At 38.3% G+C, this 19,343-nt stretch carries 22 protein-coding genes and 1 other annotated feature; of the genes, 16 read left to right on the top strand and 6 right to left on the bottom strand.

From position 1 onward, the window contains the following. The first annotated feature begins 420 nt into the window (after nt 1–420). The 6 genes from LI954_RS11060 (at nt 421) to LI954_RS11035 (ending at nt 7,396) form a co-directional block, all read left to right on the top strand. Nucleotides 421–1,257 carry an ABC transporter permease gene (locus LI954_RS11060; protein WP_202066878.1) on the top strand — a complete coding sequence of 279 codons (837 nt, stop codon included), beginning with the start codon at nt 421–423 and terminating at the stop codon, nt 1,255–1,257. Then, nucleotides 1,250–2,029, top strand: coding sequence for an ABC transporter permease (locus LI954_RS11055; RefSeq protein WP_202066879.1), 780 nt, complete (start codon nt 1,250–1,252; stop codon nt 2,027–2,029). Before LI954_RS11060 ends, LI954_RS11055 begins: the two co-directional genes overlap by 8 nt. Before the next feature lie 70 nt (nt 2,030–2,099). After that, on the top strand, nt 2,100–3,140 hold the full coding sequence (locus tag LI954_RS11050; RefSeq protein WP_229444487.1) for an ABC transporter ATP-binding protein: 1,041 nt from the start codon (nt 2,100–2,102) through the stop codon (nt 3,138–3,140). A gap of 27 nt (nt 3,141–3,167) precedes the next feature. Further along, on the top strand, nt 3,168–4,232 hold the full coding sequence (locus tag LI954_RS11045) for an ABC transporter substrate-binding protein (protein WP_202066881.1): 1,065 nt from the start codon (nt 3,168–3,170) through the stop codon (nt 4,230–4,232). A gap of 132 nt (nt 4,233–4,364) precedes the next feature. Beyond that, complete coding sequence (locus LI954_RS11040; protein WP_229444486.1) at nt 4,365–6,089, top strand: adenine deaminase C-terminal domain-containing protein; 1,725 nt, start codon at nt 4,365–4,367, stop codon at nt 6,087–6,089. Next, the gene (locus LI954_RS11035; protein WP_229444485.1) at nt 6,086–7,396 is read left to right on the top strand and encodes an amidohydrolase; all 1,311 of its coding nucleotides are present in this window, start codon (nt 6,086–6,088) and stop codon (nt 7,394–7,396) included. Before LI954_RS11040 ends, LI954_RS11035 begins: the two co-directional genes overlap by 4 nt. Nucleotides 7,397–7,470: 74 nt before the next feature. Here the strand turns inward: LI954_RS11035 and sdaAA are convergent, their stop codons facing one another. Continuing rightward, the gene (gene sdaAA, locus LI954_RS11030) at nt 7,471–8,334 is read right to left on the bottom strand and encodes an L-serine ammonia-lyase, iron-sulfur-dependent, subunit alpha (RefSeq protein ID WP_229441946.1); all 864 of its coding nucleotides are present in this window, start codon (nt 8,332–8,334) and stop codon (nt 7,471–7,473) included. 18 nt (nt 8,335–8,352) lie between these two features. Continuing rightward, a complete protein-coding gene (gene sdaAB / locus LI954_RS11025; protein WP_202066885.1) occupies nt 8,353–9,021 on the bottom strand; it encodes an L-serine ammonia-lyase, iron-sulfur-dependent subunit beta in 669 nt (222 codons plus the stop codon). 333 nt (nt 9,022–9,354) lie between these two features. Between sdaAB and rplK the strand changes: the two genes are divergently transcribed. The 10 genes from rplK to LI954_RS10975 all read left to right on the top strand — a co-directional run bounded on the left by rplK (nt 9,355) and on the right by LI954_RS10975 (nt 16,090). Continuing rightward, nucleotides 9,355–9,777 carry a 50S ribosomal protein L11 gene (rplK, locus tag LI954_RS11020; RefSeq protein WP_202066886.1) on the top strand — a complete coding sequence of 141 codons (423 nt, stop codon included), beginning with the start codon at nt 9,355–9,357 and terminating at the stop codon, nt 9,775–9,777. 109 nt (nt 9,778–9,886) lie between these two features. Continuing rightward, nucleotides 9,887–10,576, top strand: a complete 690-nt coding sequence (rplA, locus tag LI954_RS11015) for a 50S ribosomal protein L1 (protein WP_202066887.1) — start codon at nt 9,887–9,889, stop codon at nt 10,574–10,576. Nucleotides 10,577–10,911: 335 nt separating this feature from the next. After that, nucleotides 10,912–11,044: a sequence feature (ribosomal protein L10 leader region), on the top strand. Between the two features lie 42 nt (nt 11,045–11,086). Then, on the top strand, nt 11,087–11,584 hold the full coding sequence (gene rplJ / locus LI954_RS11010; protein ID WP_202066888.1) for a 50S ribosomal protein L10: 498 nt from the start codon (nt 11,087–11,089) through the stop codon (nt 11,582–11,584). 66 nt (nt 11,585–11,650) lie between these two features. Beyond that, nucleotides 11,651–12,019 (top strand): 50S ribosomal protein L7/L12, encoded by a 369-nt coding sequence (rplL, locus tag LI954_RS11005; RefSeq protein WP_202066889.1) that lies wholly within the window; start codon nt 11,651–11,653, stop codon nt 12,017–12,019. Between the two features lie 176 nt (nt 12,020–12,195). Continuing rightward, nucleotides 12,196–12,924, top strand: a complete 729-nt coding sequence (locus tag LI954_RS11000) for an alpha/beta hydrolase (RefSeq protein WP_202066890.1) — start codon at nt 12,196–12,198, stop codon at nt 12,922–12,924. A gap of 278 nt (nt 12,925–13,202) precedes the next feature. Then, a complete protein-coding gene (locus tag LI954_RS10995) occupies nt 13,203–13,499 on the top strand; it encodes an ArsR/SmtB family transcription factor (RefSeq protein ID WP_229441948.1) in 297 nt (98 codons plus the stop codon). A 58-nt stretch (nt 13,500–13,557) separates the two neighbouring features. After that, nucleotides 13,558–14,493, top strand: a complete 936-nt coding sequence (locus LI954_RS10990) for an ABC transporter ATP-binding protein (protein ID WP_202066892.1) — start codon at nt 13,558–13,560, stop codon at nt 14,491–14,493. Beyond that, entirely contained in the window at nt 14,486–15,256 is a 771-nt protein-coding gene (locus LI954_RS10985; RefSeq protein WP_202066893.1) for an ABC transporter permease, read from the top strand. Before LI954_RS10990 ends, LI954_RS10985 begins: the two co-directional genes overlap by 8 nt. 337 nt (nt 15,257–15,593) lie before the next feature. Beyond that, nucleotides 15,594–15,794 (top strand): cold-shock protein, encoded by a 201-nt coding sequence (locus tag LI954_RS10980; protein ID WP_202066894.1) that lies wholly within the window; start codon nt 15,594–15,596, stop codon nt 15,792–15,794. An 83-nt stretch (nt 15,795–15,877) separates the two neighbouring features. Next, nucleotides 15,878–16,090, top strand: a complete 213-nt coding sequence (locus tag LI954_RS10975; RefSeq protein ID WP_202066895.1) for a hypothetical protein — start codon at nt 15,878–15,880, stop codon at nt 16,088–16,090. 171 nt (nt 16,091–16,261) lie between these two features. Here the strand turns inward: LI954_RS10975 and LI954_RS10970 are convergent, their stop codons facing one another. The 4 genes from LI954_RS10970 to LI954_RS10955 all read right to left on the bottom strand — a co-directional run bounded on the left by LI954_RS10970 (nt 16,262) and on the right by LI954_RS10955 (nt 19,006). Next, a complete protein-coding gene (locus LI954_RS10970; protein ID WP_202066896.1) occupies nt 16,262–16,774 on the bottom strand; it encodes a VanZ family protein in 513 nt (170 codons plus the stop codon). A 238-nt stretch (nt 16,775–17,012) separates the two neighbouring features. Further along, nucleotides 17,013–17,303: a hypothetical protein gene (locus LI954_RS10965; protein ID WP_202066897.1), complete on the bottom strand. Its 291-nt coding sequence runs from the start codon at nt 17,301–17,303 to the stop codon at nt 17,013–17,015. 13 nt (nt 17,304–17,316) lie between these two features. Next, nucleotides 17,317–17,697 (bottom strand): hypothetical protein, encoded by a 381-nt coding sequence (locus LI954_RS10960; RefSeq protein WP_202066898.1) that lies wholly within the window; start codon nt 17,695–17,697, stop codon nt 17,317–17,319. Next, on the bottom strand, nt 17,681–19,006 hold the full coding sequence (locus tag LI954_RS10955) for a Y-family DNA polymerase (protein WP_229444484.1): 1,326 nt from the start codon (nt 19,004–19,006) through the stop codon (nt 17,681–17,683). Before LI954_RS10955 ends, LI954_RS10960 begins: the two co-directional genes overlap by 17 nt. Nucleotides 19,007–19,343 lie beyond the last annotated feature (337 nt).

Here is a 19,343-nt window from a genome sequence, read left to right as displayed (position 1 = left end):
GGAGTCGTGAGTAATTGTGGTGCTAGCGGGAGACCTTTCTTCAGTGGGCCTTTCAGGCTCTGGCCGGTAATAGAGGCTTTCAGCCGCAGAGCAAACCTCCAGTTCACACTGGAGGTTTTGATTTAATGTTCGTGTTTTCGCTGGTTCGAAGAAAGACAAACAGAATTAAATGTCTATACATAAATTAAAGGAAGTAAAAATTATACTTTGTTTGAGAAATTGCACTCTGTTATTGTAAATCAAGTAGAAATTTTTTTTGAGTAAATGAGTAGAAAGTTGAATGGAAATGCAAACAAATTGTATTTGTTATTCATTTGCTTTGAACTTGTGCTGAAAAAATAAGAATATACTGCAAAGTCTTATTGAAAATGTTCGTATTCTTGATTATAATATTACAGAAAACGAATGAGGAGAGGTTGAATGAAGAAGAATGTTCCGTATTTGATTATTACACCTGGTATTATTCTACTGTTATTTTTTATGATTGTACCATTGGTAAACAGCATCTGGCCAACAGTTTTTACTGAAAACGGAGCCAGTGTTCAATCCTATGTCGATTTTCTGACAGACGATTATAACCTGAAGATTTTTCTTCGTACGATACGAGTATCGTTGATTGTAACAGTGATATCTGCTGCTTTGGGAATACCGGCGGCCTATTTTATTGCAGGAGTGAACAAAAAATGGAAGAGCATCTTGATGGCAATGACGATGTTTCCACTGTTAACAAATTCGGTTATCCGAAGTTTTGCATGGATCAATATTTTGGGGAAATCCGGTGTTGTAAACAACTTGCTCGTGAATACCGGAATTGTTGATGAGCCGCTGACGTTGCTGTACACAGAATTTTCCATTGTTGTCGGATCAGTTTATCTTTTTTTACCAACAATGATAATGACACTTGTAGGTGTGATGGAAACAATTGAACGGGAAACATTGGAAGCTGCTGAGACGCTGGGCGCAAGTCCTTTCAGGGCTTTTTATAAGATTGTTCTCCCTCTTTGTACACCAGGTGTAATTGTCGGCAGTATTCTGGTGTTTACTGGGACTATGACAGCCTATACCACACCACAGTTATTGGGAGGCAATAAAAATATGATGATGGCAACCTTCCTTTATCAAAAAGCATCTACATTAGGCGACTGGACATCAGCTAGTGTCATTGCACTGATTATGATTGCAACCACACTTATTGTAAATAAGGGATTGAACATGATTGCTGCCCGTCTGGATCGGAGGGAGATGAACCATGCGTAAACAAAGAGGAATGACAATCATTGCAGTTTTAGTCTTTGCGTTTCTTTTTTTGCCGCTTGTCGTGATTGTGGTCACATCATTTGGCAAATCCGCAACGATTCAGTTTCCAATAGAAGAATTTTCTTTAGACTGGTATAAAAAAGCACTCAGCTCAGAAACATTTATGAGCAGTTTTAAATTAAGTCTATCCATCGGTATTGGAGCAACACTTCTTGCTTTACTGGTTGGGGTGCCTGCTTCCTACGCACTTTCCCGTTACAGTATGAAGAGTAAAAATATATTGAAAAGTTTCTTTTTATCTCCAACCATGATTCCGGGAATCGTTGTCGGCTACTCGCTTTTTCAATTTGTAGTGATTCGCTTGAATCTGCCGGTTATTCAGGGGCTTCTGATTGGTCACTTTCTGATTAGTCTTCCTTACATTATTCGGGTGGTTGGTTCGAGTATGGAGCAGCTTGATTTTTCAATGGAAGAAGTTGCCTGGACATTGGGCTGTACCAGACCCCGGGCATTTATGAAAATTGTTTTGCCAAATGTTTCTTCAGGAATTTTTGCGGCATTTATGCTGGCTTTTGTTAATTCATTTAACAATGTTCCTGTCTCCATGTTTCTTTCAGGACCGGGAGTGACTATGTTGCCGACCTCTTTGTTAAGCTACATCGAATACACCTATGATCCGACTGTTTCAGCGATTTCAGTGATGATTATGCTGCTGACCATTTTGTTGATGTTTATTATTGAAAAGACACTGGGGTTGGCATCTATTGCATAGTAGTAAATTAAAAAAATTCTTGTCGCTGTCAGTCAGCTGAACAGGATTTGTATACCGATGGAGGGATAAAGTGAGTTTTGTAAATTTAAGTAATATTCGTGTCAGTTACGACGGAAAGCAAAATATACTGGAAGATTTAAACATTTCCATGGAAAAAGGCGAGCTTGTTTCTTTGCTGGGACCGAGCGGCTGTGGAAAAACGACCACGCTTAGAGTTATCGCAGGCTTGATTTCCCCTAATGACGGGTCTTTTATATTGGATGATCAGGAGCTTGTCAAAGTGCCTGTTCACAAACGAAATTTTGGAATGGTTTTTCAAAGTTATGCCTTGTTTCCACACTTGACAATTTCAGAAAATGTTGCGTTTGGCTTAAAGCTTCGTAAAGAAAAAAAAGAAACAGTTGATAAAAAAGTAGCAGAGATGCTGGAAATTTGCGGTCTGGGTCATTTAGGAGAACGTTATCCTAAACAGCTGTCAGGCGGTCAGCGTCAGCGAGTTGCGTTAGCCAGAGCCTTGGTAATTGAGCCGAAGCTGCTTCTTCTTGATGAACCATTAAGTAACTTGGATGCAAAGCTTCGTGTACAAATGAGAATTGAGATTAAGCGAATTCAGCAGCAGCTGGGGATTACAACGGTTTTTGTAACGCATGATCAGGAAGAATGCTTCTCTATCTCTGATAAAGTAGCGGTAATGAATAACGGTGTGATTGAACAATATGATACACCTGAGAAAATTTACAGAAGTCCGAAGACAAAATTTGTAGCACAATTTATCGGCTTCGAAAATTTCTTTTCGGTTAAGCATTTAGAAGAAAGTCGTTATCAGACAGACAGTGTTGTGATTGAAACAGACGTTTCTTCGGCACCTGTTTCTGAGCTTGTTGCCACAATTCGTCCTGAAGATATCGAAATTGCTTCAGCAGCTCAGGAAAATCTAGTTGAAGGACAGGTTGAAGTCCGTACTTTTCTTGGTAAAAGTTATCAGTATGAAGTTGCTACTTCATTGGGGAAATTTTTGGTTAATGGAACAGATAAACAAATTTATGAAGCAGGCGATACTATCGTACTGCATTTTCCAAAAGAAAAAATTGTTCTTTTGGAAGATAAATAAACTAAACTGAGAAAAGAGGAAAAAATAGTGAAAAAACGTTTTGCATTGGGATCATTCGTTTTGGCAAGTATCTTATTATTGACAGCATGCGGAGGAGGAAATTCTGAGTCGTCTTCTTCCGACAAAGCAGCTTCTAAAGATTTAGTCGTGTCAACATTTGGATTGAGTGAAGATATCATAAAAAGTGATATCATGGTGCCTTTTGAAAAAGAGTTTGGGGCTAAAATTACTTTGGATGTAGGCAACAGCGGTGACCGTTTTACAAAGCTTGTCAGCAATCCTAAAGGAATAGATGTGATTGAACTGGCTCAGGCCAACTCTGCGGACGGTGCTTCTCAAGGCTTGTTCGAAAAATTGGATGAATCAAAAATTCCAAACCTTGCTGATTTGACATCCGGTGCCAAAGAAGTATTTGACAGCGGAGCTGGTGTGCCAATTGCTGTGAATAGTGTAGGGATTGTTTATGACAAAGAAAAAGTCGGTAAAGAAATCACTGACTGGTCTGATTTATGGGATTCCTCTTTGAAAGGAAAAATCTCCATTCCTGAAATTACAACAACTGCAGGCCCATTGATGATGTATATTGCCAGCGATTATGCAGGAAAAGATATTACCGAAGACAACGGTGAAGCAGCTTTTGGAGCTTTGGAAGAGTTAAAACCGAATATCGTAAAAACCTATGCAAAATCATCTGATCTTGCCAACATGTTTCAAGCTGGTGAAATTGAAGCTGCGATCGTAATGGATTTTGCCTATGATATCATAAAAGGTGATTCAGAAACAATCGAATATGTAGTTCCGGAAAGCGGGACTTATGCAAACTATAATACGGTCAATATTCCTGTAGAAGCTGCCAATAAAGAGCTTGCCTATGAATTTGTTAACTACAGAATCAGTGCGGATTCTCAAAAGACAAAAGCTCTTTCTTTAAATGAAGCGCCAACAAATGGAAAAGTGGAGCTTACTGATGAAGAAGCAGGGAATATGACATATGGTGCTATTGCAGATCGTGCGAAAACCGTTGATTTTGAATTTGTTAATGAACAGTTAACGGACTGGATTGATCAATGGAACAGACTAATCAATCAATAGTCTTATTCTGAATATTTTTGCTTTTCATAAAGCTGAAAAAAAATAGAAGGGTTGGGATTACGGTTCCAGCCCTGTTATTTATTTTGAAGCTGAGAATTGAAAACTGATAGTGAAAAAAATGGAGGAGACAACATGCATGTAGATTTACTGATAAAAAACATCAATGTTTTTAATACTGTTAAACAAATCTTTGAAAAGAAGCAGGTGACCGTCCATAAAGGAAAGTTTTACTACATAAGTCCGAACGACCTGTTGGATTTTAATGCTGTTCAGGAGATTGATGGCGGCGGACGTTATATGATTCCCGGATTAATTGATATTCATATGCATATTGAAAGCTCTATGACTACCCCTGCTATCTTTTCAAAAGCAGTGCTTCCCTTTGGTGTGACAACTGTTGTTGCTGATGCTCATGAAATGGCGAATGTCTTTGGTATCAATGGACTTACGGAGTTTATGAATGCTGAAACAGAGATTGACATTTTTCATGCGATTCCTTCCTCCGTTCCATCCACAACCCCTGAACTTGAAACGACAGGCGGAATTATCGGACTTCCGGAAGTAGCTGAATTACTGGAAAATCCGCAAATTGTCTGTCTGGGAGAAGCCATGAACTTCAATGGTATTGCAAATGAACCTCAGTCACTGATCCGGCAGATTATCGATCTCTGCCGGGAAAAAAGACCCACGATGCCTCTTGAAGGACATTGTCCGAAAATATACGAAGAAGAGCTGGCAGCCTTTATGTACAGCGGAATCACTTCAGACCATACCCATCAGTTTCCTGATTCGTTGGCAGAAAAAATAGAAAATGGCATGTTTATTCAATTCCAAAATAAATCAATTACGAAAGAAAATATGGCAGTTATTGTGGATAATAATTATTATGACTATGCTTGTATTATCACAGATGATGTAATGGCGGACGACTTGTTAAATGGTCATTTGAACGAAAATCTGAAAAAAGCTGTACAGGCTGGACTCCCTCTGGAAAAAGCAATCTACATGACAACTTATACCCCGGCACAGCGGATGGGTTTCCACGACAGGGGAATGATTGCTCCCGGAAAAGCTGCTGATTTTATATTACTGGATGATTTGAACAGCTTCTCTATAGCGGCTGTGTACAAGTCCGGACAATGTGTTCACAAAAAAGGGGACAAGGTCAGCTATCCTGACAAAGTTGAGCAGTTTCCTGCCGCATACAGTCAGACATTGAAATGCCAGAAGCTGACAGCTGCTGATTTGAAAATTCGTGTGGAAACAGACTTACCGGCTGTCCGATGTAATGTGATTCAAAAACAGGAGGTTGGCACATTTACTGAAAGAATAACCAAGGAAATTCCAATAAAACAAGGTTATTTGGATTGGGAGCATTCAGACTGTGCTTTGTTGATTGTTATGGAGCGCTATGGCAAAAATGGAAATATTGCTTTTGCCTTGATGGAACAGCCGCTTAGTGAACAGGGGAGTATTGCCACGACTTGGGCGCATGATCATCATAATTTGATGGTGTTGGGAAATAATAGTCAGGATATTCTTATTGCACAACAGGAGCTGTTGGATATACAGGGCGGTTATGTTGTAGCGGCAGATCGGCAAATTAAAGCAGTTTGTCCTTTGCCGATCGGTGGGATTTTATCACAGGCACCTATTGAAGAATTGGGTAGAGAACTTAACGAGGTTCGTCAGGCGATGCAGCAGCTTGGCTATAAAAATATGAATGAAATCATGTCGTTTTCCACACTGTCTCTTCCGGTTTCGCCTGCAATTAAAGTAACAGATAAAGGCATGATGAATACAAAAACGCAGGAATTTTATCCGCTGATTTTTCCGGAAGATGGGGTGATCATATGACCACATTAATCAAGAATGTGCATGTTCTGACGATGGATGATGAAATGAAGGAATATAAAAAAGGATATGTACTCATCGACGAGGAGAATATTTCTGCTGTTGGCGAATGGAAAGAACAAAATATTCAGTCAGATGAAGTGATTGACGGAAGCGGGAGCCTTCTTTTACCGGGATTCGTCAACACGCATACACATGCAGGAATGATTCCTTTTCGGTCACTGGGAGACGATGTACCAGATCGGCTGCGCAGATTTCTTTTTCCGCTTGAAGCATTTATGACGAAGGGGTTGGTGAAAGCCAGCAGTGCGTATGCCATCAGTGAGATGCTGCTCAGTGGAGTCACTGGCTTTTGTGATATGTATTATTTTGAAGATCAGGTGGCGGAAGTCTGTGAGGAATTCCATGTCCGTGCTGTTGTAGGAGAAACTATTATTGATATGCCTACTTGTGACAGTTCAGACCATTCCGGCGGTCTATCCTATTGTGAAACATTTTTGCCGAAATGGCAGGGGCATCCATTGATTACACCAGCAATTGCTCCGCATGCACCCAATACCAATACGAATGAGGCGTTGGAAAAGATAGTTGAAATGAGTAAAAAATATGATGTTCCAATTACCATGCATGTGGCAGAAATGGATTATGAAATGAAGGAGCTGGCAGAAAAATATGGGCTTACGCCTTTTGGCTATCTGGAAAAATTGGGTTTTATGGAACAGCCGTTTATCATGGCTCATTGCATCCATATGTCTGAAGACGATATTGCTTTGACAGCCAAATATGCAGAGACAGCAAAGATTGCCCACTGTATTGGTGCCAATACTAAATCAGCGAAAGGAGTTGCTCCGGTGAAGGCGATGCTGGAGGCAGGTCTAACAGTAGGCTTAGGAACGGATGGTCCCAGCAGCGGTAATACATTAGATCTTTTTTCTCAAATGAAACTGTTTGCCAATTTCCATAAGACATACGAAAAAGACAGAGCATTATTTCCTGCGAAAGAAATTGTTCGGCTGGCAACCAGAGGAGGAGCAGAAACTTTAGGTTTTCACGAAACAGGCAGCATTCAGTCTGGTAAAAAGGCCGATCTGATTATGGTTGAAACAGAGTCAGTCAATATGTTTCCGATTTTTGATCCATATTCTGCTCTGGTTTATTCTGCGAATCCATCAAATGTTCAGCAGGTCTGGGTAAATGGTCGGCTGCTAGTTGAGAATCATCAGCTGGTGGAGCATGATTTAAAACAAATTAGATCAAACCTGTATAAGCAAATGGATAAGTTTGTTGCAGAAGCAAAGAAAAGAATGTAACTATTAATAAAGCAAGGACAAGACAAACACTCATGAGTGTTTGTCTTGTCCTCGCTTTATCCTATATTCCAAAACTATTTATTTAATTGTTCGGTTAGTCTTTTTGCTGTAGGTGTAACTGCCAAACCGCCTTCCGCTGTTTCTTTGAAAATGCTTGGCATTTGTCGACCTACCTGATACATCGCAGCTACGACTTCATCTGGCGGAATCACACTTCTGATTCCGGCTAAGGCCATATCGGCAGAAATGAATGCCTGCGAAGACCCTAATGCATTACGCTTTACGCAGGGAACTTCAACCAGTCCAGCGACCGGATCGCAGATTAAGCCCATCATATTTTTCAATGTAATTGCAATTGCCTGAGCAGCTTGTTCTGCGGTTCCGCCGGCAGCGCAAACCAGAGCAGCACTTGCCATGGCGCTGGCAGAGCCGACTTCAGCCTGACAGCCGCCCTCTGCTCCGCTGATGGAGGAATTATTGGCAATGACCAATCCAAAAGCACCGGCTGTAAATAGAAAATTCAGCTGTTGTTCATGAGTCAGATTCAACCGTTCAACAGCTGCCATCAATACCCCTGGGACGACTCCTGCACTTCCCGCAGTTGGTGTTGCACAGATCAACCCCATATTGGCATTGACTTCGTTAACTGCAACGGCATTTCTGACGGCAGTCAAGATTGTTTCACCGCTTAAAAAATTTCCGGATTGAATGTATTCAGTCATTTTCACAGCATCGCCTCCGGTTATGCCGGTTACAGATGTGACCCCCGCTGTACCTTCTTCAATTGACTGTTTCATGACAATCAGATTTTTTTCCATTGTTTCAATTACCCGCTGCCGGTCACACTGGCTATTTTCCATTTCTAAAGCAATCATTAATTCAGCAACAGAAGGATAATTTTTTGCTTGTTCTACCAGTTCTTTTATAGAAAGAAACATACTCGTTTGGCTCCTTTATTAGTCAAAGTAATTAACTGTGTGGATATGAGGGATTTTCTTTAGCGTGGCTGCGACAGTATCAGATGCCCGTTGATCAATCTCGATAATCATAATAGCTTTTTCACCCTTGGATTCACGGGTCACAGTCATGGTTCCGATATTTATGTTTAAGCTGGAAAGCTGATTGGTTACTTTGGCGATCATACCTGGAACATCCTGATGGACAATAATGAATGTCGGAGTCCCCATATTCAGCGAGATCTTGAACCCATCCAGCTCTGATATCTGGATATTGCCGCCGCCAATGGAAATTCCTGTGACAGACAGCTTGCGGTTTCCTTTAGAAACAAGCAGCTGAACAGAATTTGGATGATCCGCCCGCTCATTCTTAGGCACAAAAAGAACTTCCATTTCTTTTGCGTGAGCAATTTTTAGAGAATCTGCCAGTTGCGGGTCATCGGGTTCCATATCAAGCAAGCCTCCGACAAGGGCAATGTCTGTACCATGCCCTCGATAGGTTTTTGCAAATGACTCATATAAATAAATGTCCACTGTATCTGGCTGTTCTCCGAAAATCGTTCGAACAATTTTTCCAATACGGGCAGCACCGGCTGTATGGGAACTGCTGGGACCGATCATAACGGGGCCAATAATATCAAAAATACTTTTATAGCGAAGCTGTTCCATCGTTCTTCCTCCTCATGAATGCAGTAGCTTACTGCCGAAAGTGTATCACAGGAAATGGAAAGAAAAAAGTCTTTCTCATGAAAAATGAATAGAATTATCTGGTATCTGCAATTAAAAAAAAACTGACAACCTTCATCATAATGAAGAATAGACGTTTTCGTATTTTTGGCGTAGAAAGTTATTAAAAATCATTGAAAAAATTTCTGTTACCCTGTATACTATCAAAGTGTGCATTTTTGTACATGTCTTTTCCTGGCGTTTTAAGGAAAGACCGTGGGAGGAGAAATATTGATCTCCAATTAACCACATCACGGACTCAAGGAGGTATGTCTCGTGGCAAAAAAAGTAGAAAAATTAGTTAAATTGCAAATTCCTGCAGGTAAAGCAACACCAGCACCGCCGGTAGGTCCTGCACTAGGTCAAGCGGGTATCAACATCATGGGATTCACAAAAGAATTCAATGCTCGTACAGCCGATCAAGCAGGTTTAATCATTCCAGTGGTAATCTCTGTATATGAAGATCGTTCATTTACATTTATTACCAAAACACCGCCAGCTGCAGTATTATTGAAGAAAGCAGCTAAAATTGACAAAGGTTCAGGCGAACCAAACAAAAACAAAGTAGCTAAAGTAACCAGTGACCAAGTAAAAGAAATCGCTGAACTTAAGATGGCAGACCTAAACGCCGCTGATGTAGAAGCAGCAATGCGCATGGTTGAAGGAACTGCACGAAGCATGGGGATCACTGTAGAATAATAGATTATCTGCAACCCTAAAGAAGTAGCTTCTCAGTCGGCTTCATATTGAAAAATGTGAATTACGTGGGAGGTTCTACCGTTATAACCACAATCAAGGAGGAAACAAAATGGCTAAAAAGAGCAAAAAAATGCAAGATGCATTAAAAAAAGTTGATACTACTAAAGCTTACACAGTAGCAGAAGCGGTAGCTTTGGCTAAAGATACAAATACTGCAAAATTTGACGCAACTGTTGAAGTTGCCTACCGTCTAAACGTAGACCCTAAAAAAGCAGACCAACAAATTCGTGGAGCAGTTGTACTGCCAAACGGAACTGGTAAAACTCAAACCGTTTTAGTATTCGCTAAAGGGGACAAAGCAAAAGAAGCAGAAGCTGCAGGAGCTGACTATGTTGGCGATGCAGATATGGTTAATAAAATTCAACAAGGCTGGTTCGGTTTTGATGTAGTTGTTGCTACTCCGGATATGATGGCTGAAGTTGGTAAATTAGGTCGTGTTTTAGGTCCTAAAGGTCTAATGCCTAACCCTAAAACAGGTACTGTAACCATGGACGTAACAAAAGCAGTTAACGAAGTTAAAGCAGGTAAAGTAACTTACCGTGTTGATAAAGCCGGTAACATCCATGTACCTATCGGTAAAGTATCATTTGATACAGAAAAATTAATTGAAAACTTCAACACAATCAATGATGTATTGCTGAAAGCTAAACCATCAGCTGCAAAAGGTCAATATATTAAAAATATTTCAGTAACAACAACATTTGGACCTGGAATCCATGTTGACCAATTTTCTTTCTAATATTTAAAAGCTGAACGGACTCGGTCAAATCATGAGCAAATTAGGAAAATGACCCAAAGATGCTTTCTATCTTTGAGGGCAGTTTATCTATTTGTTGAATGATTTAGTTTGAGAAGCTGGATAAAGTAAAAGCTGAGCAGACTCGGTCAGCTCTCGAATAATAAGGAAAAGCAATTATAGCGATGCTTTTCGTCGCGAATTGTTTAGACTTATTATTGAAGAGAGCTAGTTTGAGAAGCTGGATAAAATAAAAGCTGAGCAGACTCGATCAAGTCATATAATATTAGATAATAAAAACTATTGACTCAACTACCTTACCTGTGGTAAGGTAGTTGAGGTTAATAATAACTGTACCGAAGACAGCAGGTGACATAAGTCTTAATTTCCTGCCGAGGACAATGATTGATGAAAAAATTTGTCAATGAGTCCCTCTATGTCAACGGTGGCATGGAGTTTTTTGTTGTCTGCAGCAGAAAGCTTCTCCATCATCATTCAGGAGGTGAAAAATAAATGAGTGAAACAGCAATCGCTAAAAAAGCAGCATTAGTAGATGACGTAACTGAAAAATTCAAAGCAGCATCTTCTGTAGTTATCGTTGACTACCGTGGATTAACTGTTGAAGAAGTAACAAATTTACGTAAACAACTGCGTGATGCAAACGTTGAAATGAAAGTTATTAAAAATTCTATTCTTTCACGTGCAGCAAAAGCAGCTGGTCTGGAAGGACTTGATGAAGTATTCACAGGACCTACAGCTGTAGCATTCAGTAATGAAGATGTCGTTGCACCGGCTAAGATTATGGATGAATTTGCTAAAGATGCAAAAGCATTGGAAATCAAAGGCGGAGTTATCGAAGGTAAAGTGGCTTCTATGGAAGAAATTACTGCGCTTGCGAAACTGCCAAGTCGCGACGGTTTATTATCTATGTTGCTATCTGTTCTACAAGCACCAGTCCGCAACGTTGCCTATGCTGTCAAAGCAGTGGCAGAAAAAGAAGAAGCTGCTTAATCCCAGCATGAAATTAGTATTACAAAAAAATATAGTTTATCAAACTTTAAATGGAGGAAATTAAAAATGGCATTGAACATTGAAAACATTATTGCTGAGTTAGAAACAGCAACTATCTTAGAACTAAGTGAATTAGTTAAAGCTATCGAAGAAAAATTTGACGTATCTGCAGCAGCTCCTGTAGCTGTAGCAGGCGGAGCTGCTGCTGGCGCTGTTGAAGAACAAACTGAATTCACTGTAGAATTAACTGCAGCTGGAGATCAAAAAGTTAAAGTTATCAAAGCAGTTCGTGAAGCAACTGGTCTTGGCTTGAAAGAAGCTAAAGCTGTAGTTGACGGAGCTCCTGCACCAGTTAAAGAAGCAATCGCTAAAGAAGAAGCTGAAGCATTGAAAGCAGCTTTGGAAGAAGTAGGAGCTTCTGTAACATTAAAATAATACAAACTGATTATTTTAAGTCGGAATCCTTAGCAAATAAGGGTTTCGGCTTTTTTGTTTTTACTGATAAATTAACAATTTTTCTTTAAGATCTTTTACTCATGAAATGGGTAGAGTGCAGGAATGGTATAATTATTTAGGTCAGCAATGAATTTTTTTAACAAGAGGAGGCTATCATGAAAGAAAGAGCTGTACTGATCATTCATGGATTTGGCGGGAATGAACAGGAAATTTTATTTCTACATAATTATTTAAGAGAGAACAAGATTGACTCTTTCTGGATTCAGCTTTCGGGACATAATGGCAACAGAAAAAGCTTTTCAAAAGCTACCTGTCAGGATTGGCTGAAAGATGTAAACAGCAAAGTTGCCGAACTTAGTGAAATTTACAAGCAGGTGACCTGTATTGGTTTTTCAATGGGTGGTTTACTTGCGATTCATGCTTCGGAAAATAAAGTAGTGGATCAACTGGTCTTATGCAGTACGCCTATCTATCTTTATAATCCAGCAGTTATTATGAGTAATCTTTTAGACGGTTTTTTCTCTGGTAATAAGAATATAAGGGATTACTATTTTGATTCCGTAACGACCACTTCATTTAAGGCCTGTCTGCAGTTTTTAAAACTTTTGCATCTAACAAAGAAAAGACTTAAAGTGGAGAACAATGTGAAAAGCAGTCTAATGATTCTGCAAAATAAAAGAGATGAAACCAGTCATTATCGAAGTGCTGATTTTCTATGGCTGTATACCGGTAAAAAAGGAAGTGTACGCTTATATAATAATGGAAACCATCAGCTGTTTTTAAGTGAAAATAAAGAAAAGGCTGTTGAAGAGATTCTACTCTTTATTGTCGGACTGGAAGAAACAAACGTATTCCGGCAAAATATCACAGTATCTGGGATTTAATCATAAACAAAAATTTTGTCACAATACATAATAATCATTGATAGTTTGATTTATAAAGATAATTGCAGCTTGACTTTCTGTGATTATCTTTTTTATTTTATCAGATGTTTTGAAGTTATTAACGATGTTCAAATTTTGTGTAACTCGTCTAAAATAGTGTTAATAGTTATTTATCTACATTTCTCATTTCATTCTCACAAATGTTCTTTAACAATTGACATTATATAGATGTTTATCTATATTTGAATAGATGATTATCTATGTAGGAGGAGATAACGATGGATTATGAATCAACTTCCCTGATACTTAAAGCGATAGCTGATCCAAACCGTATGAAAATTATTGATTTGCTTTCAAATGGCAGTATGTGTGCATGTAAGGTGTTGGAGCATTTCAATTTTACTCAGCCGACTCTTTCGCATCATATGAAGATATTGGAAAATGCTGGGATTGTTTCAGTCAGTAAACAAGGTCAATGGCATCATTATTTGTTAAGAGAAGATTTTGTGAAAAGATTTATGACTGATATGGAACAGCTGCTGTCCGATAAAAATTTGGAATCAGAAAAAAATTGACTGAAAAAGAGAGCGTCAATTAATAGGGAAAGAATATCAATAAGGGGATAGGTATTAAATGACAAATGCACTTGAAATTAAAGCCTTAACAAAAGTATATGCTACAGGAGTTGAGGCATTACGAGGGATTGATCTAATCGTAAAGGAAGGCGACTTTTATGCGCTGCTGGGACCAAATGGAGCCGGAAAATCAACGACTATTGGAATTATTACATCCCTTGTCAATAAGACCTCAGGAAAAGTGAAGGTATTTGATTATGATCTTGACACAGATTTAGTTCGTGCAAAGCAGCAAATAGGGCTGGTTCCTCAGGAGTTTAACTTTAATCCATTCGAGACCGTTCAGCAAATTGTTGTCAATCAGGCAGGGTATTATGGGGTTCCGCGTAAAGAAGCATTAAAACGCAGTGAAAAATATCTAAAGCAGTCAGATTTGTGGGAAAAGCGAGAGGTGCGTGCCCAGATGCTTTCTGGAGGGATGAAGCGACGATTAATGATTGCCCGTGCGCTGATGCATGAACCGCGTCTGCTTATTTTGGATGAACCGACAGCGGGAGTAGATATCGAGCTTCGTCGTGAAATGTGGAGCTTTTTAAGAGAATTGAATGAAAATGGGACTACGATCATTCTGACTACTCATTATCTGGAGGAAGCAGAAATGCTTTGCCGAAATATTGGAATTATCCAATCTGGTGAACTGATAGAGAATACAAGCATGAAAGAGCTTTTAGCAAAACTGCAATTTGAAACATTTATTTTCGATTTGGCGCCATTTGATGAAAAACCGAAAATCACAGGCTATAAAAGTATATTTGAAGATGAGCTGACCCTGGCTGTAGAAGTTGAACGAAATCAGGGAATTAATGAAATTTTTGAACAGCTTACTAAACAGGGGGTAAGGGTTCTTTCCATGCGCAATAAATCCAACAGACTGGAGGAGCTGTTCCTGAAAATTACAGAAGAAAAACATCAAGTGGGGGAAAAATATGTTTAGTCTTTATTTCACAGCATTGAGAAGTTTGGCAGTAAAAGAAACAAACCGCTATATGCGAATTTGGGTACAGACGCTCGTACCGCCGGTGATTACTACATCACTGTATTTTGTTATTTTTGGGAAAATGATTGGTGGACGAATCGGAGAGATGGGCGGATTTTCCTATATGGAATTCATTGTTCCCGGACTGATCATGATGTCTGCCATTACAAGCTCTTATTCCAATGTCTCTTCTTCTTTTTTCTCTCAGAAGTTTCAGAAAAATATTGAAGAGCTGCTGATTGCACCGGTACCAACACATGTGATTATCTGGGGCTTTGTTATTGGAGGAATGGGGAGAAGTATTTTGGTAGGTACACTTGTGACAATTATTTCTCTGCTCTTTGTGCCGTTACATGTTTATTCATGGTTCATTGTTATTATTACGCTGCTTATGACAGCCATATTGTTTTCATTAGCAGGACTGTTAAACGGTATTTTTGCCAAGTCCTTTGATGATGTGTCCATTGTACCGACGTTTGTTTTACAGCCGCTAACTTATCTTGGTGGAGTCTTTTACGCAATCTCCATGCTTCCGTCATTTTGGCAGGCTGTTTCAAGAATTAATCCAATTGTTTATATGATTTCAGGATTTCGCTTTGGTTTTCTTGGAACAACAGATGTACCGATTGCTGTTTCTGTAATAATTCTTGTTCTGTTTATACTAGTTCTTTATATTGTCTGCTGGCGTTTGATTGAAAAGGGCCGTGGGTTGAGAAGTTAATATCATATAAAAAAGCTGATTTTTAACAGGAATAATGTCTAGGGTCATCGTCATCTTTTTATTTTAAGCGTGGGATTATCACGGATTCACTCACAGTATTCTTCAATTTCAGCCTAATTTAAATATTCACTTCAAATTATTTTTATTTAATGTACTCAGTTATAAAGGATATTGCTATACTTTTTTAGTTACTTGTGGTATTGTAATAGATGTAGTATTTTTCTGGTTCAATTTAGTAGGCTTTATCCTTATCTGTTTTTAGAATAATTCCTCTTATTTTTATCATGAACATATATTGCAAATAAAATGTGCAAAAAGCACTAGGAGGAACATAACTATGAATACAGGTACAGTAAAATGGTTTAATGCAGACAAAGGATTTGGTTTTATTACTGGAGAAGACGGAACAGACGTTTTTGCTCATTTCTCAGCTATCCAAGGAGATGGATTCAAGACTTTAGATGAAGGTCAGTCCGTATCATTTGACGTTGAAGATGGTCAACGTGGACCACAAGCAACAAACATTGTAAAAAACTAATTTAATTTAACTATTAAAAACAGTCTTTTTAAGGCTGTTTTTTTAATAAGAAAGATTACTGCAATTAATTGGAGGCGAAAAAGATGTATAGAAAAAAAGTTGATAATGATTCTGAAATTAAACAATCATTTGATCTTGAACAGAAGGTCTCATTTATTTACAAGCAGGAAATTCGGACAGGAAAAATTGTTAAAAAACTTGATTACGCCGCTGTTGTAAAAATAGATTTGTTGGCTTCAGCATCGCATTCAGAGGACAAGACTGTTGTGAATTACAGTGATTTATACAAGAGATAAAGAAGATGTTTTCTTTTAGCCTACTAATACTTCAGTAATACAAAATCGATTATAAAGTTTTTAAAGAGCGATAATTCTTTGAAGTGATTCCAAAAAGTTAGACCAAAAAATCTAACTTTTTGGGATCGGTTTACTTAAGAAAAGAATTATCGCTTTTTTTTATTGAGTCTGTTATAGTGCATATTTAAAGACTGAAAAAGTTAAAATTAAAATAGAAACAGTTCCCATTCCAGCTAAAATAGTCAGGTATTTATCCAAATCTGATCTATCTTTAATTATTTTCACTAATACCAGATAAACGAGAATTCCTGCAATCCCACCGCCAGTATTCATAAGAAAATCAGTTACATCTGAAACACCAATAGAGAAGATATATTGAAGAATTTCAAATGTCAGGCTTACACCAGCCATTAAGAAAATTTGTTTAACATAAGACAACTTGGTTGGAACCAGATTTAAATAGACCCCAAAAGGAAAAAAGATAAATAAATTGCCGAGAACTTCGGGCGTATTGAATTTTCCTTTTTTAAAGGAAGAATCGCCAAATGGGTGAAGATTAACTGACTGAAGGTCTGGCATATTATCGAGTGACAGTTGAAGCTTAAAAATAACAGTCCAGACCAGCATGAAAAGATAAATAATAAAAAGAACTATAGAAAATTTTTGAAAACTTGACAGTTTCATCCTATCCCTCCTTTTGAACAAGCCATTGTTTTATTATATCATGAATAAATTAAGCTTTAGGAATGACATTTACAATACAGGGCTTACATTAACGAAAGCTTAAAAAAATAGAAAAAGAATGACTGCTCATCGTAAGGAAGATAAAAATATTAACTTTTAAAAAAAGAGACAATTCAGTGTATTCCCATGAAAAATGCCCAGGCTCATGTTGATTTACTGGGCAGAGTATTTAATTGGACTAGGCAATATTTTTTAATGGTTGTAGGACAAATTTGCGGATGAATGAATTAGGATTTCTAACGATAAATTTTTCAATAACCAGCTGCTTTCGGCTGTTAAAATGACCAAAAACAGAAAGCTCAAAGGTATTATCCTCTAAAAAAAGTATGAGATTAGCCAGCTCTCGTTTGGCAACCAGACAATTAATCGGTTCATTTCGGTTATGCAGTGTGAAACGGACCAGTAGATCAGGGAACGATGAAACCAGTCTGATTTTATCAGCAATACCAACATAACTGTGCTTTTTCATAATAAATTCCTCCTTAAACTTCACTCCATTTATGAAACGCCGGCAGCTCAATATTTCGTATCTCATCATAATGTACTTTCGTATCATCCACAAAAAATCCAAGCTCATCAAAACCTTTAATTATTCCTGTAATATCGCTAAAATAATTATTTTCAAGATCCTTCATCTCAAGCTGAATTGCGACGATCTGCTGATTTTGATAGGCGAATGCCAACAGTTCCTGTATCTCATTTTCAGACATCGCTTTCTTGGGGAGAATCACCCGCTGTTCTCTTTTTTGTTCTTTCTCCATTTCAGCAGTATGCTCAGACAAATACATTCCCTGCCATTTTTGAATCCCTCTATCCTGATATTCTCTGAAGTAAGAATCATTTAAATCAATTTTTTTCGGCATCATATTCACTCCTTAAACCATCCATTCCTCCGGCATGTCCGCCAATCAGTGAAGCTCGGCTGATTGCTGTTCCTCCTGATAATAATGAATTGGCATGCACAATTGAGGTAAAACCATATTTTTTACGAATTGCATCAATCAAGTGATCCAGTTTATAATCATTTACCAGATCTGCCGGCTCGTGAAATAAATCCAGTTGGATCATATCTGTTTCCACCAGCTTTGAAAAAGAAACACCGACTTGTCGTACTTCCATTCCTGTCCAGTTATGTCTGAATAGTTCAAGGATATATTCTTTTAGTAACTTCGACTGATTGGTAGGCGGTACTTTCATTTGCTGGCGAAAGCCTTTGTTTCCCTGCTTTCTGTACCAGCTGGAATAACCTATGTAAAGAGAAACACACTGTGTCTGAGCATTATATTTTCGTAATCTGGCAGCCACTTGATCTGTAACCTCCTGAAGTACTGTCTCTATTTCTGTCTGCAAACGATAGTCCCTGGGCAAAATCTGATTGTTGTTGAATGATTTTTCTGCTGGAACATAAGTATCAGAGATTCTTGTTCGATCGATGCCCCATGAATGGGCGTAAAGCTGTAAACCAATAACACCCAGTTCCTCTTTCAGCTTGTATTCATTTGCATGGGCAAGATCAAAGATTGAATGGATATTCAAGTTGTGTAAGCGTTTGGCTGTTCGACTATTAATGCCCCACATTTCGGTAATGGGGTAAATTTTCCATAATTTATCAGGCACATCTTCGTAGCGCCATTCTGCGATTGATTCAACCGTCTGCTTTGATTCAACATCCAAAGCTGCTTTAGCCAATAAGGGATTGTCTCCAATCCCGATGGTAACATGAAGTCCGGTATCCTCTTTAATCCGTTTTTGAATTTCTTCTGCCAACTCAAAAGTATTTTTTCCAAATAATTTTTTACTGGCAGTAATATCAAGAAATGTCTCATCAATAGAGTAGATGAGGATGTCTTCTACAGCTGTATACTGTTTAAAAATCGAATTGATTTTCATATTTTCATTAATATAAAGCTGCATCCGTGGAGGAACAATCAGCAAGTCTGGATGGTCAGGCAAATCCCACTTACGCATAACATTGGAAAGTCCCAGCGCTGATTTTGCCATAGGAGAAGCAGATAGAATCAAGCCGCCTGCATTTTCTGCATTGCTCATCACAACGAGCATGGTTTCCAGCGGATCAAGCCCCATCTGGATGCATTCTACAGAAGCATAAAAGGATTTAACATCAATACATAAAATATCTCTGCGTTCTTCTTTATCGTAGTCGAATTTCATGGTCAGCATCTCCTGAAAAATATTCTATGATTAAATTATACGAACATTCGTTCTTTTTGTCTAGCATAAGATATTTGACCAGAAGAACGTTATTAAATCAGTTATTGTAAAAAGAGATTAAATCTGGGATTTATTTATATAAAATATTAGAATCTGAATGAAAAGTATTGAGAAAATGAGTTATCAACGTTTTTCCAAATAGACGTATTTGTATTGAGAATTGAACAATGTGAGACTCACATATACAAAAAATTTTTATTAATATAGAAACTTTTAGCAGAATGGTATGATTTATCCCTCAGAAGCTGATAGTTTAATAAATCACTGAGGAAAATAG

The sequence above is a fragment of the Enterococcus sp. CWB-B31 genome (genome assembly GCF_020567645.1).
Lineage (GTDB): Bacteria > Bacillota > Bacilli > Lactobacillales > Enterococcaceae > Enterococcus_L.
Note: the sequence above shows the minus strand (reverse complement) of the source record. Positions and strands in the feature narration are given on the sequence as shown.